The 18,929-nt window shown below is 71.4% G+C and carries 19 protein-coding genes; 6 read left to right on the top strand and 13 right to left on the bottom strand.

Going from position 1 to position 18,929, the window contains the following annotated elements; genetic code table 11:
• The 4 genes from L0P92_RS17980 to L0P92_RS17965 all read right to left on the bottom strand — a co-directional run.
• Positions 1-750: serine/threonine-protein kinase (locus tag L0P92_RS17980; RefSeq protein WP_234763749.1), on the bottom strand; the 750-nt coding region annotated here is incomplete at its 3' end.
• Positions 740-1,285 carry an SH3 domain-containing protein gene (locus L0P92_RS17975; protein WP_234763748.1) on the bottom strand — a complete coding sequence of 182 codons (546 nt, stop codon included), beginning with the start codon at positions 1,283-1,285 and terminating at the stop codon, positions 740-742. The genes L0P92_RS17980 and L0P92_RS17975, both read right to left, overlap by 11 nt.
• 9 nt (positions 1,286-1,294) lie before the next feature.
• Positions 1,295-3,640: an ABC transporter ATP-binding protein/permease gene (locus L0P92_RS17970; protein WP_234763747.1), complete on the bottom strand. Its 2,346-nt coding sequence runs from the start codon at positions 3,638-3,640 to the stop codon at positions 1,295-1,297.
• Between the two features lie 61 nt (positions 3,641-3,701).
• Positions 3,702-4,112 (bottom strand): hypothetical protein, encoded by a 411-nt coding sequence (locus L0P92_RS17965; protein WP_234763746.1) that lies wholly within the window; start codon positions 4,110-4,112, stop codon positions 3,702-3,704.
• A gap of 348 nt (positions 4,113-4,460) precedes the next feature.
• Here L0P92_RS17965 and L0P92_RS17960 point away from each other — a divergent pair, with 348 nt between their 5' ends.
• Complete coding sequence (locus tag L0P92_RS17960) at positions 4,461-4,844, top strand: nuclear transport factor 2 family protein (protein WP_234763745.1); 384 nt, start codon at positions 4,461-4,463, stop codon at positions 4,842-4,844.
• A gap of 72 nt (positions 4,845-4,916) precedes the next feature.
• A complete protein-coding gene (locus L0P92_RS17955) occupies positions 4,917-5,204 on the top strand; it encodes a DUF1905 domain-containing protein (protein WP_234763744.1) in 288 nt (95 codons plus the stop codon).
• Here the strand turns inward: L0P92_RS17955 and mgrA are convergent.
• Complete coding sequence (gene mgrA, locus L0P92_RS17950; protein WP_273634057.1) at positions 5,194-6,189, bottom strand: L-glyceraldehyde 3-phosphate reductase; 996 nt, start codon at positions 6,187-6,189, stop codon at positions 5,194-5,196. The two genes, L0P92_RS17955 and mgrA, sit on opposite strands and share 11 nt — an antisense overlap.
• Before the next feature lie 137 nt (positions 6,190-6,326).
• Here mgrA and L0P92_RS17945 point away from each other — a divergent pair, with 137 nt between their 5' ends.
• Together L0P92_RS17945 and L0P92_RS17940 are read left to right on the top strand one after the other, a co-directional pair.
• Entirely contained in the window at positions 6,327-7,217 is an 891-nt protein-coding gene (locus tag L0P92_RS17945) for a LysR family transcriptional regulator (protein ID WP_234763743.1), read from the top strand.
• Between the two features lie 50 nt (positions 7,218-7,267).
• Positions 7,268-7,777 carry a mycothiol transferase gene (locus L0P92_RS17940; RefSeq protein WP_234763742.1) on the top strand — a complete coding sequence of 170 codons (510 nt, stop codon included), beginning with the start codon at positions 7,268-7,270 and terminating at the stop codon, positions 7,775-7,777.
• Here L0P92_RS17940 and L0P92_RS17935 read toward each other — a convergent pair.
• Together L0P92_RS17935 and L0P92_RS17930 are read right to left on the bottom strand one after the other, a co-directional pair.
• Complete coding sequence (locus tag L0P92_RS17935) at positions 7,765-8,841, bottom strand: adenosine deaminase (RefSeq protein ID WP_234763741.1); 1,077 nt, start codon at positions 8,839-8,841, stop codon at positions 7,765-7,767. The two genes, L0P92_RS17940 and L0P92_RS17935, sit on opposite strands and share 13 nt — an antisense overlap.
• Positions 8,842-8,932: 91 nt before the next feature.
• Positions 8,933-9,319 carry a VOC family protein gene (locus L0P92_RS17930; protein ID WP_234763740.1) on the bottom strand — a complete coding sequence of 129 codons (387 nt, stop codon included), beginning with the start codon at positions 9,317-9,319 and terminating at the stop codon, positions 8,933-8,935.
• A 151-nt stretch (positions 9,320-9,470) separates the two neighbouring features.
• On the opposite strand from L0P92_RS17930, the gene L0P92_RS17925 reads away from it, so the two are divergent.
• A complete protein-coding gene (locus tag L0P92_RS17925) occupies positions 9,471-9,929 on the top strand; it encodes a pyridoxamine 5'-phosphate oxidase family protein (RefSeq protein WP_234763739.1) in 459 nt (152 codons plus the stop codon).
• A gap of 113 nt (positions 9,930-10,042) precedes the next feature.
• Positions 10,043-11,047, top strand: coding sequence for a sphingomyelin phosphodiesterase (sph, locus tag L0P92_RS17920; protein WP_234763738.1), 1,005 nt, complete (start codon positions 10,043-10,045; stop codon positions 11,045-11,047).
• A 30-nt stretch (positions 11,048-11,077) separates the two neighbouring features.
• On the opposite strand, the gene L0P92_RS17915 is transcribed toward sph, so the two are convergent.
• The 6 genes from L0P92_RS17915 to L0P92_RS17890 all read right to left on the bottom strand — a co-directional run bounded on the left by L0P92_RS17915 (position 11,078) and on the right by L0P92_RS17890 (position 18,929).
• Positions 11,078-11,983 (bottom strand): aldo/keto reductase, encoded by a 906-nt coding sequence (locus tag L0P92_RS17915; protein WP_234763737.1) that lies wholly within the window; start codon positions 11,981-11,983, stop codon positions 11,078-11,080.
• A 39-nt stretch (positions 11,984-12,022) separates the two neighbouring features.
• Complete coding sequence (locus L0P92_RS17910; RefSeq protein WP_234763736.1) at positions 12,023-12,733, bottom strand: chitinase; 711 nt, start codon at positions 12,731-12,733, stop codon at positions 12,023-12,025.
• A gap of 229 nt (positions 12,734-12,962) precedes the next feature.
• The gene (locus L0P92_RS17905) at positions 12,963-15,737 is read right to left on the bottom strand and encodes a fumarate reductase/succinate dehydrogenase flavoprotein subunit (protein WP_234763735.1); all 2,775 of its coding nucleotides are present in this window, start codon (positions 15,735-15,737) and stop codon (positions 12,963-12,965) included.
• Positions 15,738-15,928: 191 nt separating this feature from the next.
• Positions 15,929-16,723: an ABC transporter ATP-binding protein gene (locus L0P92_RS17900; RefSeq protein WP_234763734.1), complete on the bottom strand. Its 795-nt coding sequence runs from the start codon at positions 16,721-16,723 to the stop codon at positions 15,929-15,931.
• Positions 16,720-17,568: an ABC transporter permease gene (locus tag L0P92_RS17895; protein ID WP_234763733.1), complete on the bottom strand. Its 849-nt coding sequence runs from the start codon at positions 17,566-17,568 to the stop codon at positions 16,720-16,722. Before L0P92_RS17895 ends, L0P92_RS17900 begins: the two co-directional genes overlap by 4 nt.
• Positions 17,565-18,929 carry an ABC transporter substrate-binding protein gene (locus L0P92_RS17890; protein WP_234763732.1) on the bottom strand — a complete coding sequence of 455 codons (1,365 nt, stop codon included), beginning with the start codon at positions 18,927-18,929 and terminating at the stop codon, positions 17,565-17,567. The genes L0P92_RS17895 and L0P92_RS17890 overlap by 4 nt, the downstream gene beginning before the upstream one ends.

The raw sequence follows: 18,929 nt of genomic DNA, 5'->3' as shown, positions 1-18,929 counted from the left end.
GGTCAGGGGTGGGTGGTCGTCGTACTGGTGGGCCCAGAGCAGAGCCATGTCCTCGTCGCGGCGGAACGGCGGGTGGCCCGTCAGGCACTCGTAGACCACGCAGGCGAAGCCGTAGACGTCGCAGCGGGCGTCGACCGGCTTGCCCGAGATCTGCTCGGGGGCCACGTAGTCGAGGGTGCCGACGAACTGGCCGACGGTGGTGAAGCCGGTCAGGGACAGGGACTTCTTCGTCAGGCCGAAGTCCGTGAGGTAGGCGTGCTCGGGGTGGTCGCTGTCGGTGCCGCGTGCGACGAGGATGTTGCCGGGTTTCACGTCCCGGTGGACCAGGCCGTTCTCGTGGGCGGCGTCGAGGGCGGAGGCGACCTGCGCGGCGATCCGCAGGGCGGTCGCGGGCGTCAGCGGGCCCTGGCTGTCGAGCAGATGGCGCAGGTCGCTGCCGGAGACGTAGCGCATGGCGATGTACAGGACGCCGTCCGTCTCGCCGGCCTCGAAGACGGGCACGATGTGCGGATGGTCGATCGCTGCGGCGGCCCGGGACTCGTGGGTGAAGCGGCGGCGGAAGGTGTCGTTGCGGGCGAGTTCGGGCGCGAGGAGCTTCAGCGCCACCGTGCGTTCCAGACGCAGGTCCTTGGCGCGGTAGACCACGGCCATGCCGCCCCGGCCGATCTCGCGCTCGATGCGGTAGCCCGCGACCTGGCGGCCGATCAGCTCGGAGGGCCGGCCGGAGAAGAGGCTGGTGTCACGGGCCATCGGGCGTCACGACCCTGGTCGGGGCATGGCCGGGGTCGGCGGCGGCGCGGGGGCCGTCGTCCGTGGCGTAGGTGGTCAAGCGGGTGCCGTCCACGTACTCCCACCGCCCCTGCTCGGCGTCGTACAGCCACATGGACTCCCCGTCGACGACCGCGCCGATCCGCAGTCCCGACGTGCGGGCGCGGAAGGACTCGCCGTCCAGGCCGCCGGACGCCATGTCCTCCAGCGCGGACCGGTAGTCGGCCAGCACCCGCTCGACGCGGGTCAGCAGCGGGCGCGGATCGGCCGTGCGGGTGACGGGGGCGTCGTCGGCGGTGGGCGGGTCCTGGGGCACGGCGACCAGGAAGCGGCCGTCGACCCAGGCCGACCAGCCGTTGGCGCACAGGACACGACCCCAGTCACCGCGCCGTTCGACGAGCTGGACCGGCAGGAACGCGTCGAGGGGCACGGTGGGCCGGGCGGGGTCGGGCTCCTCCCAGGCGGGCATGCCGCGCTGGGGGACCACGTGGGTGGGCCGGAAGCCGGGGGAAGCCATCGTGTGCGCCTACTTCCGCATCACGACGGGTTCGCGGCGGCGCAGCAGCCGGGAGACGAGAAAGCCGAAGAGGAGGGAGAGCACGACGAGCATGCCGACGTTGAGCAGCCACACCCCGGCCGAGTGCTCGAACAGCGGATCGCCGGTCAGGTCCCCGGGCGCGATCCGGGCCAGGTCGACGGTGCCGGCCATCGCGCCGAACGCCCACCGGGAGGGCACCAGCCAGGACAGCTGCTCCAGGCCGGGGACGCCGTCGAGCTTCAGCAGGGCGCCGCAGAAGACGACCTGGACGATGGCGAGCAGCACCAGCAGCGGCATGGTCACCTCCTCCTTGCGCACCAGCGCGGAGACGACCAGGCCGAGCATCATCGCCGTGAAGGACAGCAGGGCGACGGCGACGGTGATCTCGACAAGGGGCGGCATCAACACGCCTTCGCCGCCGGGCGCGTGGAGGTCGACGCCGAGCAGCGCGACCAGGGTCAGCACGACGGCCTGGAGCACGGTGATCGTCCCCAGGACCACCACCTTGGACATCAGGTACGCAGATCTGGGCAGGCCGACGGCCCGCTCGCGCTGGTAGATGACGCGCTCCTTGACGAGTTCGCGTACCGCGTTGGCTGCGCCGGTGAGGACACCGCCGACGCACAGGATCAGCAGCGCGCTCGTCGCCTTGTCCCGGGTCAGGCTGCCACCCGCCAGGGCGCGGGTCATCGCCCCCATCACGAACGGCAGGGCGATCATGATGGCGAGGAAGGTGCGGTCGGCGGCCAGGGCGGTGGCGTAGCGGCGGATCAGGGTGCCGAGCTGGGCGCGGCGGCTGCGCGGCCGGGGCGGCGGGGTGATGAGGACCGGGCCGGTGCGGGGCTGCCGGGGCTGTGCGGTGGCGTCGGCGATGTACTGCCGGTGGTAGATCGAGGCGCGGTAGTCGCCCGCCCAGTCGCGTTCCTGGTCGCGTTCGAAGGCCTCGAAGGCCTCCGGCCAGTGCTCGAAACCGAAGAAGAGCAGGGTCTCCTCGGGCGGCCCGTAGTAGGCGATCCGTCCGCCCGGCGCGAGGACGAGGAGCCGGTCGCAGACGTCGAGGCTGAGCACGCTGTGGGTGACGACGATGACAGTACGGCCGTCGTCGGCCAGGCCGCGCAGCATGTGCATCACCGAGCGGTCCATGCCGGGGTCGAGACCGGAGGTCGGCTCGTCCAGGAACAGCAGCGACGGCTTGGTCAGCAGCTCGAGGGCGACGCTGACCCGCTTGCGCTGGCCGCCCGACAGGCTGTGCACGGGCTGGTCGGCGCGCTGCTCCAGGCCCAGCTCGTGGATGACCTCCTCGATCCGGGCCCGGCGCTCGGCCTTGGCGGTGTCCTGCGGGAAGCGCAGCTCGGCGGCGTAGGACAGGGCGCTGCGGACGGTGAGCTGGGCGTGCAGGATGTCGTCCTGCGGGACCAGGCCGATGCGCTGACGCAGCTCGGCGTAGTCGTGGTAGAGGTCGCGGCCGTCGTAGAGGACGGTGCCGTGGTCGGCGGGGCGCTGGCCGGTGAGGGCGCCCAGCAGTGTGGACTTTCCGGCGCCGCTCGGGCCGACGACGGCGAGCAGGCACTTCTCTCCGACCGGGAAGGAGACGTTGTCGAGGAGGAGCTTGCGGCCGTGGTCGACGGCGACCGCGAGGTCCTGCACCTCCAGGGAGACCTCGCCGGTGTCGACGTACTCCTGGAGTTCCTCCCCGACCAGGCAGAACGCGGAGTGGCCGATGCCGACGATGTCACCGACGCCGACCGGGGCGCTGGTGACGGGACCGCCGTTGAGGTAGGTGCCGTTGTGGCTGCCCAGGTCGACGATCTCGTATGTGCCGTCGGGCAGGGCGCGCAGCTCGGCGTGGTGGCGGGAGACGATCAGGTCGTCGATGACCAGGTCGTTGTCGGCGGCGCGGCCGATGCGGACGGCGCGGGCGGGCAGCGGCCGGACGGTGGTGGGCCGGCGGAAGGTGCCTGTGAGGCTCGGCATGGAGACCGCCGAGGGGCGGTTCGCCGCGCCGACGGCAGGGGTGCGGTCGAGCAGGACCGCGCGGGGGCCGTCGGAGGGGTTGCCGAAGCGGATGACGGTGCCGGGGCCGACGTCCCGTTCGCGGATGCGGTGGCCCTCGGTATAGGTGCCGTTGGTGCTGTTCTCGTCGGCGAGGGTCCAGTGGTCGACGTCGGGGCGCAGCACCGCGTGGTGCCAGGAGACACGGGCGTCGTCGATGACGATGTCGCTGAGGGGGTCACGTCCGACGTGGTAGTCACGGCCCGGGGTCATCACGGTGGATCCCGACTCGGTCTCCAGGACGAGTACAGGCGCGGTCGGTGCGGCTGGTCGCTCCGCCATGCCATGATTCTATCGATCTGTACGGATATGCGCCTGCTTGCTCCGGGTCCGCCCATCGGCTCTAGCCGACGGGTACGACCAGCGCCGGAATGGTCCGTTGCATCCGCAGGGCGTCCACCGACTCGGCGAGCAGTTCGTACTCGGTGGTCTCGTCACTCACGGCGATCCGCACCAGCCGCCCGGCCGCCAACTCGTCGGCCACCAGCTCCTGTTGGTCCGGGTCACCGCACCAGGTCCGCAGCACGGCCGGTACGTCGGGCACATTGTCGGCGACCGGGACGAGCGCACTCGGCGGGAAGTGCTCGGCGTCCGGTCGCGGGTCTAATCGCTCGGCGATCCAGGAGGCCCGGTCCCGTAACCACCACAGCGCGAGGGCCAGGGTGGGCGCCCGGTACGTTCCCAGGGGTACACCGATGCGCCGGCCGCCGCAGACGCCGTATGCGGTGACATGGCACAGGAACTCGTCGTGCACGTTGCCTCCCCCGTGTTGCCGTGTTCGCCTGTCGGCGGTCCTCGCTTTCGCTGCGGCTCGTGAGCGGTGCGTAAGGGCGCCGTCGCCCCATGTGAGGCACCCTCGTAGTGAGTATGTTCACTACTGAAACACTGTCACCACGACTTTCCGGCCAGTCTCCTGGCATATTCACAGTCAGTGTTGGCCGAAATACGGCGGGTACACGTCAAATCGGGGTGTGACCGGGGCATTACCTCGGGAGTAATCGAGCTTTCCGCGACGGGCGGGCATCGTTGCGGTACCGGGTCGCCGAGAGGCGGGATCCCGGTTCCGACCAGCAATGACGACCTCGTTGGAGGCTGATCGCCCATGCCCGCGTCCACCGACCGCTACGACATCGCCGTCACCCGCTACTTCGAGGCCTGGAACGCCCGCGAGCCCGGTGCGCTGGCCCACGCCGTCGCCACCGCGTGGGCCCCGCACGGCGGGTACACCGATCCGCTGGCCGACGTCCGCGGACACGAGGGGATCGTGGCCGTCGTCGCGGCGGCGCAGGCGCAGTTCCCCGGGTTCGTCTTCCGGCGGACCGGATCCGTGGACGGCCACCACGACACGGCGCGCTTCTCCTGGGAACTGGTGCGGGAGGCCGACGGCGCGGCGCCGGTCGCGGGGTCCGACGTGATCACGCTGGACGCCGAGGGACGGATCATGTCCGTCCTGGGCTTCCTGGACCGGGTGCCCGCCGAGACGTGAGCGATGAGTTCTGTCCGTCGCGGCGGTCCGACCACTGAAGGCGGTGCGGACCGCCGCGAACGGAGCGCAGCGATGACCACGAACACCCAGGTGAACGCCGAGTTCACCGCCGTCCTGCTCAAGAGCCCCAGCGAGGGCGGCTGGACCTATGTCGTCTGGCCGGAGTCCGTGGACTTCTTCGGTACCCGCGGACTGGTCAAGGTCCGCGGGACGGTCGACGGACATCCGTTCCGGAGTTCGTTCATGGCTCTCGGGGACGGCACCCACAAGCTTCCCGTGAAGGCCGAGGTGCGCAAGGCCATCGGGAAGCAGGAGGGCGACTCGGTGACCGTGCGCCTGACGGAGCGGCTCAGCCCTTGAGGATCTCGTCGATCCGGGCCAGTTCCTCGGCGTCGAAGTCGAGGTTGCGGGTGGCGGCGACGCTGTCCTCGATCTGCTGCGCGCTGCTCGCGCCGACGAGCGCCGAGGTCACCCGGCCGCCGCGCAGCACCCAGGCCAGGGCCAGCTGGGCCAGCGTCTGCCCCCGGGACCCCGCGATCTCGTTCAGGGCACGCAGCTTGCCCAGCAGCTCCTCGGTGATCGCGTCGGCGTTCAGGAACGGGCTGCCGCTCGCGGCCCGCGAGTCCTTCGGGATGCCGTCGAGGTAGCGGGAGGTGAGCTGGCCCTGCGCCAGCGGGGAGAAGACGATCGAGCCGACCTGGAGCTCGTCCAGGGCGTCGAGGAGCCCCTCGTCCTCCGGGCGGCGGTTCAGCATCGAGTAGGCGGGCTGGTGGATGAGCAGCGGGGTGCCCAGTTCGCCCAGGATGCGGGCGGCTTCCCGGGTCTGCTCGGCCGAGTAGTTGGAGATGCCGACATACAGTGCCTTGCCCTGCTGCACCGCCGAGTGCAGGGCGCCCATCGTCTCCTCCAGCGGAGTGTCCGGGTCGGGGCGGTGCGAGTAGAAGATGTCGACGTAGTCCAGGCCCATCCGCTTCAGGCTCTGGTCGAGTGAGGACAGCAGGTACTTGCGGGAGCCCCACTCGCCGTACGGGCCGGGCCACATCAGATAGCCGGCCTTCGTCGAGATGATCAGCTCGTCGCGGTACGGCGCGAAGTCCGCCTTCAGCGCCTCACCGAACGCCGACTCGGCGGCCCCGGGCGGCGGGCCGTAGTTGTTGGCCAGGTCGAAGTGGGTGACGCCCAGGTCGAAGGCGCGGCGCAGGATGGCCCGCTGGTGCTCGACCGAGCGGTCCGCCGGGCCGAAGTTGTGCCACAGGCCCAGGGACAGCGCGGGGAGTTTGAGGCCACTGCGTCCGGTGCGCCGGTAGGGCATGTCCGCGTAGCGGTCGGGGTGTGCGGTGTACAACGCGACTCCAGAGGGGTTGGCACACGAACACCGGCTCCGAGAAGCCGGTGTTCCAGTCGCCTCCCATGCTGTCGCGACCTGCGGGCAGTGGTCCAACAGGTAAATCAGATGGGATTCAGCGGCTACGCTGCTCAATCATGGAACTGCGCCATCTCCAGCACTTCGTGGCGGTCGCCGAGGACCAGCACTTCACCCGCGCGGCCGAGCGCCTCATGGTGTCCCAGTCGGGCCTGTCGGCCTCGATCCGGGCCCTGGAGCGGGAGTTGCAGACCCCGCTGTTCGTACGGACGACCCGCAGGGTGACCCTCACCCCGGCCGGGCGCGCCCTGCTGTGCGAGGCGGAACGGATCCTGGCGCAGGTGCGGGCCGCCCACGAGGCGGTGGCCGCCGTGCAGGGCGTGTTGCGCGGCATGCTCGCGATCGGGTCCGAGCAGTGCATCGCCGGGGTGCATGTGGCCGGGCTGCTCGCGGCCTTCCGGCGGCAACATCCGGACGTGGAGATCTGCCTGCGCCAGGCGGGCTCGGGAGCGCTCGCCGAGGAGGTCGCGGCCGGACGCCTCGATCTGGCCTTCGCCGTGCGCGCGGCGCAGGAGGACACCGACCAGCTGCGGGTCGTACCGCTGACCGGCGAGCCGATGACCGTCCTGTGTCACCCCAGCCACCGGCTCGCCGAGGCCGGCGCCGCCGTCACCCCGGAGGAGCTGGGCGGTGAGGTCTTCGTCGACTTCCACCCGGACTGGGGGCCGCGCCGCACCACCGACGCAGTCTTCGCGGCGGCGGGCGTACGGCGGTCCGTCGCGCTGGAGGTCAACGACGTGCACAGCCTCCTGGACCTGGTGGACGAGGATCTCGGCATCGCCGTCGTACCGCGCCACTTCCGGCACAAGCGCGGCTCACTGACCGCGCTGCCGGTGAAGGTCACCGGCGAGACCGTCTACGAGACGGTCGCCCTGCTGCCGCCCCCGCAGGCCACGAGCCCGGCGGCGCGGGCGCTGATGGCGCTGCTGGAGACGGACGGCGCGGCGTGACGGCCGGTGCGAAGGGCGCGTGACGGACGGCTTTGCGCGATGGTGGAGCCATGCATGCGAAGGACATCCTCATCGACGGTTACAACCGCATCCAGGAAGAGGTCCACGCCGCGGTCGAGGGCTTGGACCCGGACGACCTCGTCACCCGCCCCTCCCCCGACGCCAACTCCGTCGCCTGGCTGGTCTGGCATCTCACCCGGGTCCAGGACGACCACATCGCCGACGCCTTCGATCTCGACCAGGTCTGGCTGACCCAGGACTTCCAGAAGACCTTCGGTCTCGACCTGCCCCGCCACGACACCGGCTACGGCCACACCGCCGCCAAGGTCGCCAAGGTCCGTGTCGACTCCGGCGACCTGCTCACCGGCTACTACGACGCCGTGCACGCCCAGACCCTGGGAGCCCTGCGCGAGGTGGCCGCCAAGGATCTGGAGCGCGTCGTGGACGACCGCTGGGATCCACCGGTGACCCTGGGCGTACGGCTGGTCAGCGTCCTGTCCGACGATCTCCAGCACGTCGGACAGGCCGCCTATGTGCGCGGGCTGCTTCAGAGCGCGTAGCCGGGCAGGACGACGTCCTCGATGAGGGCCTTGCGCTCGTCGAACGGGATGAACGCACTCTTCAGGGCGTTCACCGTGACCGTGCGCAGGTCCTCGACCGTCCAGCCGGCCTCCTCGACCAGCAGCGACATCTCGCGCGTCATCGTCGTCCCCGACACCAGCCGGTTGTCGGTGTTGAGGGTGACGCGGAAGCCGAGGTCCTTCAGCGCGGTGATCGGGTGCTCGGCGATGGAGGTGGCGGCGCCGGTCTGGAGGTTGGACGTCGGGCACATCTCCAGCGCGATACGACGGTCGCGCACCCAGCCGGCCAGGCGGCCGAGCTTACCGTCCACGATGTCGTCGGTGATGCGCACGCCATGGCCGATGCGCTGGGCGCCGCAGATCTGGAGGGCCTGGTGGATGCTGGACAGGCCGTCGGCCTCACCGGCGTGGATGGTGAACGGCACGCTCTCGCGGCGCAGGTGCTCGAAGGCGTCCAGGTGGTCGGCGGCGGGGAAGCCGGCCTCGGCACCGGCTATGTCGAAGCCGACGACCCCGGCGTCCCGGAAGGCCACGGCGAGATCGGCGGCCTCACGCACCCGGTCGAACATCCGCATCCCGCACAGCAGCGTGCCGACCCGGACCGGGGTGCCGGCGGCCGCGGCCTTCGCCATACCGGCCGCGAGACCCTCCTGGACCGTCTCGACGACCTCGGCGAGGCTCAGCCCGCCGTTGGTGTTCAGCTCCGGGGCGTAACGCACCTCGCCGTACACGACGCCGTCGGCCGCCAGGTCGAGGACGTACTCCTCGGCGGCGCGCAGCAGGCCCTCCCGGCTCTGCAGCACGGCGAGGGTGTGCTCGAAGGTGGCGATGTAGCGGACCAGGTCACCGGAGTTCGCGGCCTCGAAGTACCAGGCCGCGAGCTCGTCCGGGTCGGTGGTGGGCAGGGTGTGGCCGACCTCGGCCGCGAGCTCGACCACGGTGGCGGGACGCAGGCCGCCGTCGAGGTGGTCGTGCAGGACGGCCTTGGGCAGGCGGCGGATCACATCGGCGTCTACGCGCGTAGCGGAGGGCGTGGCAGTCATGGCGAGGTCTTTCCTTGAGCCTTGAGCGGGCGGTTCCGGGGCGGATTCCGAGGGCGGATTCCGAGGGCGGTTTCCGGCGAGCGGAGGGAGGTCAGTCGGCGGGCTGGAGCAGGTCCCAGCGGTTGCCGTACAGGTCCTGGAAGACGGCGACCGAACCATACGGTTCATGCCGGGGCTCCTCCAGGAAGGTCACGCCCGCGGCGAGCATCCGGGCGTGATCGCGGGCGAAGTCGTCGGTGTGCAGGAAGAACCCGACGCGCCCGCCGGTCTGGTCGCCGACCCGGGCGCGCTGTTCGTCACCCTTGGCCCGGGCCAGCAGGAGCGCGGTGCCCTGGTCGTCGGCCGCGACGACGACCCAGCGTGAGCCGTCCGGGCGCGGGGTGTCCTCGACGAGCCGGAAGCCGAAGGCTTCGGTGTAGAAGCGGATCGCCTCGTCGTAGTCGTCGACGACGAGGGTGACCAGGGCGATGCGTCTCATCGGGGCCTTCCGGGAGGTGCGATTGACGGGAGAGGTTATACGTAAAACGTCCCAGACGCCAGTCGTCGGCGACAGGGACCCACGGCCGCATCCGGAGACCTAGGACCCGGGCCCGATCCGTACCGCCCGCTCCCCCGGTAGCGTCCGGCCCATGAAGATCACCAAGCCGCCCCGTGCTCCCGAGCAGCGCAAGCGCGATCTCCTGGTCCGCCTGGAGAAGGAGATGGACATCTGGGTGGCCACGGCCGACGCCGACGGGGTGCCGTGCCTGGTCCCGCTGTGGTTCGTGTGGCACGGCGAGTGCCTGTGGCTCGCGACCCGGCCGGCCACCCCGACCGGCCGCAACCTGCGCGACGGGCGCCGGGCCAGGCTGGCGCTCGGGGACACGCTCGACGTCGTCATCGTCGACGGCGACGCGGAGATGTACGGCGCCGACGAGGTGCCGGCAGCGGCGGCCGAGGCGTTTGTCGCGAAGACGGGCTGGGACCCCCGGGCGGACGAGGCGCCGTACATGTACTTCCGGGTGCGTCCGCGGGTGGTGCAGGCGCGCAACGGCGAGCACGAGATGCGCGGCCGGTATCTCGTGCGGGACGGGGTCTGGGTGGTCTGAGCCTGGCGTACCGCTGCCCGACATTCTTTTCACGCACGGGAGTTACCTGGGAGTAATCGCCGGTGGTTTGATGTGCGGCGCCACTCAGCCCTCCTCACCCTCAGGGAGATCCAGTGACGCTCTTCGCACCGCGCCGCACCCCTGGCGCGGCCGTGCTCGTCCTCGCGCTCGCCACCACCGGGCTCGCGGGTGCGGCGCCCGCCGCCCAGGCCGCCACGGCCACCTCGGCCGCCGAGCAGGTACCGGCGCTGCGGGTGCTGTCGTACAACGTGTTCCTCTTCAGCAAGACCCTTTACCCGAACTGGGGCCAGGACCATCGGGCCGCGGAGATCGCGAAGGCGCCGTTCGTGCAGGGCAACGACGTGGTCGTCCTTCAGGAGGCGTTCGACAACTCGTCCTCGGACGCGCTCCAACGATCCCTCGCGGGCCAGTACCCGTACCAGACCCCGGTGGTCGGGCGCAGTCAGAGCGGCTGGGACGCGACCGGCGGCGCGTACTCGGCGACGACGCCCGAGGACGGCGGGGTCACGGTGCTCAGCAAGTGGCCGGTGCTGCGCAAGGAGCAGTGGGTCTACAAGGACGCGTGCGGGGCGGACTGGTGGTCCAACAAGGGTTTCGCCTATGTGGTGTTGGACGTGAACGGCACGAAGGTGCACGTCGTCGGCACACACGCGCAGTCGACCGACCCGGGTTGTGACGCCGGTGAGGCGGCCGCGATGCGCAGCCGGCAGTTCAAGGCGATCGACGCGTTCCTGGACGCCAAGAACATCCCGGCGGGCGAGCAGGTCGTGGTCGCGGGTGACATGAACGTCGACTCGCGGACGTCCGAGTACGCGTCGATGCTCGCCGACGGCGGCCTGGCGGGGGCAGACGCGCGCGCCGGACACCCGTACTCCTTCGACACCCAGGAGAACTCCATCGCCCGCGACCGCTATCCCGACGACCCGCGCGAGGACCTGGACCACGTCCTGCACCGCGCGGGTCACGTCCGTCCCTCGGTCTGGAAGAACGAGGTCGTCAAGGAGCAGAGCGCGCCCTGGACGGTGTCGAGTTGGGGGACGGACTACACGTACACGAACCTCTCGGACCACTATCCGGTGACCGGGTACACGGGCTGAGCGAGGCCGACGACATCGCGCCGGTCCGGGTCAACCCGCTTCATTTCGAGCCGTGTTGAGCCGGGCCAGCTCATCAGCGGTGAGGTGGAGGGCGCCCGCGGCGATGTTCTCGGCCAGGTGGTCGGGGTTGCCGGTGCCGGGGATGGCGAGGAGGTGCGGGCCCTGGTGCAGGGTCCAGGCGATGCGGACCTGGGCGGGGCTCGCGCCGTGCGCGCGGGCGACGGCGAGGACCTCGTCGTCGTGGGCGGTGGTGGCGCCCCGCTCGCCCGTGTCGCCGGCCACCGCGTAGAACGGCACGAAGGCGATGCCCTGTTCGCCGCACCGGCGCAGGAGTTCGTCGGCCTGGGGATCCGGCCGGTCGAGCGCGTACCGGTTCTGCACGCTCACCACGGGCGCGATGGCCTGCGCCTCGGCGAGGTGCCGTGGCTCCACCGCGGAGATGCCGAGGTGGCGGACGAGGCCCGCCTCGCGCAGTTCGGCCAGCGCGCCGAAGTGCTCGGCGACGGAGTCCTGCCCCATGCGGCGCAGGTACACCAGGTCCAGGTGGTCGCGGCCGAGCTGACGCAGGTTCTCCTCGACGTGCCCACGGAGTTGGTCGGGCCGGGCCGAGGTGCCCCAGCCACCGTCGTACTCGCGGTGGGGGCCGACCTTGGTGGCGATGACCAGGTCGTCGCGGTACGGCGCGAGGGCGGTGTTGATGAGTTCGTTGGCGGAGCGGAGGGCCGAGAAGTAGAAGGCGGCCGTGTCGATGTGGTCGACGCCCAGGTCGACCGCCTTGCGCAGAACGGCGATCGAACGGTCCCGGTCGCTCGGCGTCCCGTGGTGGAAGGCGGCGCTGCCCGTGAGCCGCATCGCGCCGAAGCCGACACGGCTCACGGTCAGGTCGCCGAGGGTGAAGGTGCCCGAGGCCTTCGCGGTGATCGTTTCGGAGGTCATCGGCGGAGTCTCGCACACACCTCGGGCACCGGGGTGGCGTCAGCAGTACAGGTTGCCGCCCGGGGAGACGCCGAGGATCTGCGTGAAGCGCTGGTAGGCGTTCACGCGGCTCTGCACCTGGGCCGGGTTCTTGCCGTCGCACTCCAGGGAGCCGTTGATGGAGCGGATGGTCTGGCCGAAGCCGGCCTGGTTGACCATGGCGTTGTGCGGGGTCATGGTGCCGGGGCCGCTCTGGGTGTTCCAGTACCACAGGCCGGTCTTCCAGGCGACGGCCGACTCGTTCTGCACCCGCCAGGGGTTGCCCAGCAGGTCGATGCCGAGGGCGTCGCCCGCTGCCTTGTAGTTGAAGTTCCAGCTGAGCTGGATGGGGCCGCGGCCGTAGTAGGCGTCCTGGCCGGCGGGACAGCCGTAGGGCTGGCTGCGGTCGCAGTAGTGGGGGTAGTTGGCGGTGTTCTGCTCGACGATGTGGACCAAGCCGCCGGTCTCGTGGTTGACGTTGGCGAGGAAGGCGGCCGCCTCCTGCTTCTTCACCGTGTCGCTGCCGGTGTTGGCGAAGCCGGGGTAGGCGCTGAGGGCGGCGGTCAGGCCGCTGTAGGTGTAGAAGGGATTCCGGTTCGGGAACATCTGGTTGAACTGCGACTCGCTGACGACGAACCCGGCGGCGGACGCGCTCGGGGCCGGCTGGAACAGCAGCGCGGCACTGCCCAGAGCGAGCGCGGACAGCAGAGCGGCTATGCGGCGCCTCGACACAGGATCAACTCCTTTGCGGAGCACGGCCGCACCCGGCCAAGGGCAGGGCGAAGCAGAGCCTTGTGCGCACGCGCCGACGGGGTCGGCCACGGCGTGGGGGCGGCCGTGGTGGGGGGTGTGGAGACACACTCAACCGCTTTGGTCTGTACCAGTCAATGGTTCAGACCAACCAAACTCCAAGTTGACCGGACCGTGTTGGGAGAGTTTCCGGAGAGGCGGCGAAGTCGGCTCATCGTGCCGCGCGGCCCGCGTACGCGCGGACATCGGCGTCGGGGTCGTCGACCGCGGTCGCCAGCGCCGCACGGGCGTCGTCGTGCGCGGCATGGCGCAACAGACCCAGTACGGCGGCCTTGCGCACATCGGCGTCGGGGTCCTTCAGCGACTCGGCGAGAGCGGGCACGCCGTGGTCCGGGGCGGCGCCGCCGAGGGCGGTCGCGGCCCCCGCGCGGACCTGCCAGGCCGGGTCGGTGAGCGCCGCCGTGACGGTGGCGAGGAGTTGGCCGGGGACGCCGAGGACACCCAGGGTCTCCAGGCCGGCGGCGCGTACGAGGACGTCGGCATCACGAATCAGGCCGGACAGGGCGACCGCCGCGCCCTCGCCCGCCTCCACGGACCGGTTCAGGTCGATGTGCGGGCCCAGGGCCGCGAACCCGCGTGCCACGGCCACCCGTACTTCACGCGCCGGGTCCGTGGCAGCCGCCGACAGGGCGTCGACCGCGTCCACCGAGATCAGGGCGCGTACGGCGGCCAGGCGCACCTCCACGTCCCGGGCGGCCAGGTGTCCGGCGAACAGGGCGGCGTCGCCGAGGCGCAGGGCGCGCAGCACGTCCAGGGCCGTGCCGCGGGCCGTCGGATCCGTGACCGTCAGGGCGGCCACCAGTGTGTCGCGCAACTCCGGTTCCGACGGGAGGACTTCGGCCAGCTCACGCAGCGAGGACGCGGCCGCGGCCCGCACGTGTCCGTCGCCGTCGGTCAGGGCGGAGGCCAGGGCGGGGCCCGCGCCGGGCGGGGCCGTCTCGGTCAGCACCCTGACGGCTTCGAGACGTACGGCGGCGTCCGGGTCCTTCAAGTAGGGCTCCAGTGCCGGGAGTTCGGGTTCCTCCTCGGTGAGGGCCACGAGTTCGAGGAGCCGTTCCCGGCTGGACTCCGAGGCGTCACGCGTCGCACCGGCGGACGGGGCGGTACCGCCCGGCGCTCCGCCGGCCGCCGACGGGGGTGCCTCCCGGCGTCCCGCCGTGGCCGTCGGCAGCGGCTTCACCTCGCCGAGGTGGCGCGAGGGGCCGCCGACGGGGGTGAACTCCGTGACGGGCACGAGGTAGGGGGCGACGGGGCGCGCCGTGAACTCCATCGCGCCACTTGGGCTCTTGCGCAGGTCGAGGTGGTGCAGCCAGTCCGAGTCGTCCCGCTGGGGGTGGTCGAGGCGCTCGTGGTAGAGGCCCCAGCGGGACTCGGTGCGGGCGAGGGAGGACCGGGCCGCCATCTCCGCGCAGTCGCGGATGAAAGAGACCTCGGCGCAGCGCATCAGCTCGTGCGGGGTCCGCGCCCCCATCTCGGCGATCTCGTCCCGCATCCGCTCGAAGTGCTCCAGCGCCAGGGAGAGCCGGGCGCCGCTCTTGGGCGGGGCGACGTAGTCGTTGACGAAGCGGCGCAGCTTGTACTCGACCTGAGGCTGGGCGGGGCCGTCGGGGTTGCGCAGCGGGCGGTAGATCAACTCGTGGGCCTCGGCGAGCTGTTCGCGGGGCAGCTCGCCCTGATAGGCGGTGTACCGGGCGGCGTCCTCGCCCGCCAGGTCGCCGTAGACGAACGCGCCGATCATGTAGTTGTGCGGGACGCAGGCCAGGTCGCCGGCCGCGTACAGGCGCGGCACGGTCGTACGGGCGTGGTCGTCGACGCGTACCCCGGAGGCGGAGTGACCGCCGCACAACCCGATCTCGGAGATGTGCATCTCCACGTCGTGGGTGCGGTAGTCGTGGCCGCGTCCGGAGTGGAAGGTGCCGCGGGTGGGGCGCTCGGTGGAGTGCAGGATGGACTCCAGTGCCGAGATCGACTCCTCGGGCAGATGGCTGAGCTTGAGGTAGACCGGGCCGCGGTCGGAGGCCACCTCGGCGGCGAACTCCGCCATCATCTGCCCCGACCAGTAGTCGGAGTCGACGAAGCGCTGCCCGTGCCGGTTGACCTGGTAGCCGCCGAACGGGTTCGCGACATAGGCGCACGCCGGTCCGTTGTAGTCCTTGATGAGCGGGTTGATCTGGAAGCACTCGATGCCGGTGAGCTCGGCGCCCGCGTGGTAGGCCATCGCGTAGCCGTCGCCCGCGTTGGTCGGGTTCTCGTACGTGCCGTACAGATAGCCGCTCGCGGGCAGCCCGAGCCGGCCGCAGGCGCCGGTCGCGAGGATCACGGCCCCCGCCCGCACGGTCACGAAAGCGCCGGTACGGGTGTTGAAGGCGGCGGCGCCGACCGCTCTGCCGTCGGCGGTCAGGACCCGCACCGGCATCAGCCGGTTCTCGATCCGGATCCGCTCTCGGTTCTCCCGCCTGCGCAACTGCCGGTAGAGGACCTTCTTGACGTCCTTGCCCTCGGGCATCGGCAGCACGTACGAGCCCGACCGGTGCACCTGACGGACCGCGTACTCGCCGTGCTCGTCCTTCTCGAACTTCACGCCGTACGACTCCAGTCGCCGCACCATCTCGAAACCCCGGGTCGCCGTCTGACGGACCGTCGACTGGTCGACGATGCCGTCGTTGGCGCGGGTGATCTCGGCGACGTAGTCGTCGGGTTCGGCGCGGCCGGGGATGACGGCGTTGTTGACGCCGTCCATGCCCATCGCGAGCGCTCCGGAGTGCCGGACATGGGCCTTCTCCAGCAACAGCACGGAGGCGCCGCGCCCGGCGGCGGTCAGCGCGGCCATGGTGCCGGCGGTGCCGCCGCCGATCACCAGGACGTCACAGCTCAGTTCCTCGGCCGAGTCGAGGGCGGGGATCTGTGTGAGGGGGGCGGGGGTCATGACGGGTGGCCTTTCACTGAGAGTGGGGCATGACGGTCGGGTGCGGGCCGTCTGTGGCTGATCGCGCAGTTCCCCGCGCCCCTGGGTCGGCGGCCGCGAGGCCCACTCAGGGGCGCGGGGAACTGCGCGAACGGCCCCCACCGCCCCGCAGCCGCCGACGAACCCGAGGACCCGAGCCCTGGAGCGATGCGTCAGAGCGTCTTGGTACCAAGGGAATCCAGAACCTCACGGCGCAGTGTCGTCGTCGCGGGGTCGTCATGGGCGGCGCGGTCGCGGGGCCGTGGCACCCGGCGCACACCGTTGAGACGGCCCTCGCCGAGCAGTGCCACCCGGTCGCCCAGGAACAGCGCCTCGTCCACGTCATGGGTGACGAAGACGACCGTGGCGCCGGTACCGTGCAGCGCCTCCACCAGCAGTTGCTGCATGCCGGCCCGGGTCTGCGCATCCAGCGCGCCGAAGGGCTCGTCCATCAATACGGCGCGCGGCTGCCCGGCGAGCGCACGGGCGATCTGCACCCGCTGGCGCTGCCCGCCGGAGAGCCGGTGCGGCAACTGCCGCTCCAGACCGGCGAGTCCGACCCGGTCCAGCCACTCCTCCGCCCTGGCCCTGCGCTCGGCGCGGCCCAGCCCTCTGATGGCGAGGGGCAGTTCGACGTTGGCGCGGGCCGTGCGCCACGGCAGCAGGGCGTCCTCCTGGAAGACCAGCGCCCGGTCGGCGCCGGGCCCGGTGACGGGCCGCCCGTCCTGCACGACCTGTCCGGCGAGTGTGGGCAGCAGCCCGGCCAGGGTCCGCAGCAGGGTCGACTTGCCGCACCCTGACGGGCCGACGACGGTGAGGATCTCGCCCGGAGCCGCTTCGAGGTCCAGGCCGTGCAGTACGGCGGCGCCCGGTCGCCCGAGCCGCGCCCCGGTCAGGCCGAGACGCGCCCCGGGGGCGGGTTGGTCGACGGGCGGCACACTGGTCGCGATGTCCGTTTCCGTGCTCATGACGTGCCCGTCCCCTCACGTCGCGGCAGCCAGTGCGTCAGCCGGCGTCCGAGGACCTCCACCAGCGTGGAGGTCAGCCAGCCCAGCAGGCCGATGCTGACGATGCCGGTGAAGACACCCGGGTAGTCGATGACGGTGTAGTCCTGCCAGGTGCGGTAGCCGACGCCGTACTCACCGGAGATCATCTCCGCGGAGATCACGCAGATCCACGAGACGCCGATCCCGACCGACAGCCCGCCGAAGATCCCCGGCAGCGCGCCCGGCAGCACCACGGAGGCGAGCACCCGCCACCGGCCGCCGCCCATGGTGAGCACCGCTTCCTCCCACACCGGCGCCAGAGCCCGCACCGCGTGCCGGGTCGCGACCAGCACCGGGAAGAACGCGGCGGTGAAGGTGATGAAGACGATGCCCTGTTCGTTGCTGGGGAAGAGCAGGATCGCCACGGGGACGAGTGCGATGGCGGGGACGGGCCGCAGCACCTCCAGGACCGGGCCGATCAGGTCCGCGGCCCACCGGGAGCGGCCCACCACGACACCCGCGGCGACGCCGAGCACCGCCGCGAGCAGGAAGCCGGTCACGATCCTGCGCAGACTGTCGCTCACGTCCTGCCAGTACGCGCCGTCGCCGAGCCGCTGCCCGAACTCCCGGGCCACGTCGGTGACGGACGGGAACTGGTCGAAGCGCAGCCACAGTTGGACGTCGAGCGTGGTCAGCAGCTGCCACAGCGCGAGCGCGGCGAGCAGCGACAGGACGCGTACGACCGGCCGGAACCGTGCCGTGCGCCGAGCGGCGGAGGGCGGCGGCCCCGCGGACGCCTTCTTCGGCGGGGCGGTCACCGCGGTCATGACGCCTGCTCCAGCGCGGTGGTGTAGGAGACGGTGCGGGCGCCGGGGTGCGCCTGGGTGTACGCGCGGGCGGCGGAAGGGGTGACGAAGGGCCGCAGTTCCTTGCCGTCCTGGACCCAGACGGCCCGGTCCGCGTACCAGCGGGTGCCGTTGGCGGCGTCCGGCACGTACGCGGCGCGCACCTCGTCCTTGTGCCCGGCGACGAACTCCAGCAGGGCGGTGGGCGAGTCGAAGGGACGGGTGCGCTCCTCGCCCTTGAGCCACACCTCGCCGCGCGAGGGCTCGGGGGTGGCGGCGAGTCGCTCGGCGTACTCCTTGCCGTAGACCCTCTTGATCGGGCCGTCGTCGACGAAGGAGTCGACGTCCACATCGCCGACGAGCTTCGCCGAGCGCAGTACCGGTACGTCCTTCTTCAGCGCGGCGACGAGCTGCGGCTTGAGGGCCGGGTCGAAGGTGGCGATGCCGCCGCTGCCGTTGTAGAGGTAGACGACCTCCGGGGGCAGGTCGGTGGCCTCGGCGACCTTCTCGGCGGCCTGCACGGGGTGTTCGTTCAGGTAGCGGGTCGCCTCGGTCTGGGCGGTGAGGAAGGCGTCGAGGACCTTCGGCCGCTGTTCGGCGAAGTCCTGGCGGACCGTCACTCCGTGGAAGGTGGGCAGGTCGAGTTCGGCACCGTCGTAGAGGGCCTTCGCCTTGTCCTGGAAGGCGAGCAGTCCGGGCCAGGCCACGAACTGGGACAGGGCGTCGGCGCTGCCCGCCTGGAGGGCCGAAGCGCCCACCGCCGGCTGCTGGTTGAGCTTGCGGATGTCCTTCTCCGGGTCGAGGCCGGCCTGCTGCAACGCCCGTACGAGGGTTCCGTCGGCGGCCGATCCGACGCTGGTGGAGACGTTCCTGCCCTTGAGGTCCTTCAGCGAGCCGAGCTTCGACTGCGGGGCGGTGACCACGGTGTTGAGGGCGCCCCGCAGGTTGTAACCGGTGACCGACACGAGCCGGGTGGGGCGGTTCAGCTGCTTGCCGCGGGCGGCGTTGATGAGCAGCGGGAAGTCCCCCATCGACCCGATGTCGATCTTCCCGGCGGTCATCTGCGCGGTGATGGGCGCGCCCGTGACGTAGTCCTGCCACTCGACCTTGTAGGAGATGCCGTCCCGTTTGCCCTGCGCGGCGAGTTCGCGCTCGAAGTAGCCGAGGGAGCGCAGCAGGGTGCCGGCGGTGACGGTGTTGATGGTCTTGGACTGGTAGCCGACGGTCACGGTGACGTGGTTGGCGTCGCCGGCCGACGCGTCGCGGCCGCAGCCGGTGACGAGGGTGCCGAGGAGGGCGGCCGCGAGCAGGGCGGCGGCGGTCGGCGTACGTTTGCGTTTCAT

The organism is Streptomyces muensis, assembly GCF_021474425.1.
In the GTDB taxonomy this organism is placed as follows: domain Bacteria; phylum Actinomycetota; class Actinomycetes; order Streptomycetales; family Streptomycetaceae; genus Streptomyces; species Streptomyces muensis.
This window is presented reverse-complemented; position numbering and strand designations above follow the sequence as displayed.

What these genes read in the sequence shown, in the direction of transcription:
- L0P92_RS17905 (WP_234763735.1), bottom strand. Translation starts at nt 15,737, where the DNA reads ATGACCCCCGCCCCCCTCACACAGATCCCCGCCCTCGACTCGGCCGAG.
- L0P92_RS17890 (WP_234763732.1), bottom strand. Translation starts at nt 18,929, where the DNA reads ATGAAACGCAAACGTACGCCGACCGCCGCCGCCCTGCTCGCGGCCGCC.
- L0P92_RS17895 (WP_234763733.1), bottom strand. Translation starts at nt 17,568, where the DNA reads ATGACCGCGGTGACCGCCCCGCCGAAGAAGGCGTCCGCGGGGCCGCCG.
- L0P92_RS17955 (WP_234763744.1), top strand. Translation starts at nt 4,917, where the DNA reads ATGACCACGAACACCCAGGTGAACGCCGAGTTCACCGCCGTCCTGCTC.
- L0P92_RS17915 (WP_234763737.1), bottom strand. Translation starts at nt 11,983, where the DNA reads ATGACCTCCGAAACGATCACCGCGAAGGCCTCGGGCACCTTCACCCTC.
- L0P92_RS17960 (WP_234763745.1), top strand. Translation starts at nt 4,461, where the DNA reads ATGCCCGCGTCCACCGACCGCTACGACATCGCCGTCACCCGCTACTTC.
- L0P92_RS17930 (WP_234763740.1), bottom strand. Translation starts at nt 9,319, where the DNA reads ATGAGACGCATCGCCCTGGTCACCCTCGTCGTCGACGACTACGACGAG.
- L0P92_RS17970 (WP_234763747.1), bottom strand. Translation starts at nt 3,640, where the DNA reads ATGGCGGAGCGACCAGCCGCACCGACCGCGCCTGTACTCGTCCTGGAG.
- L0P92_RS17925 (WP_234763739.1), top strand. Translation starts at nt 9,471, where the DNA reads ATGAAGATCACCAAGCCGCCCCGTGCTCCCGAGCAGCGCAAGCGCGAT.
- L0P92_RS17975 (WP_234763748.1), bottom strand. Translation starts at nt 1,285, where the DNA reads ATGGCTTCCCCCGGCTTCCGGCCCACCCACGTGGTCCCCCAGCGCGGC.
- L0P92_RS17940 (WP_234763742.1), top strand. Translation starts at nt 7,268, where the DNA reads ATGCATGCGAAGGACATCCTCATCGACGGTTACAACCGCATCCAGGAA.
- L0P92_RS17935 (WP_234763741.1), bottom strand. Translation starts at nt 8,841, where the DNA reads ATGACTGCCACGCCCTCCGCTACGCGCGTAGACGCCGATGTGATCCGC.
- L0P92_RS17945 (WP_234763743.1), top strand. Translation starts at nt 6,327, where the DNA reads ATGGAACTGCGCCATCTCCAGCACTTCGTGGCGGTCGCCGAGGACCAG.
- L0P92_RS17900 (WP_234763734.1), bottom strand. Translation starts at nt 16,723, where the DNA reads ATGAGCACGGAAACGGACATCGCGACCAGTGTGCCGCCCGTCGACCAA.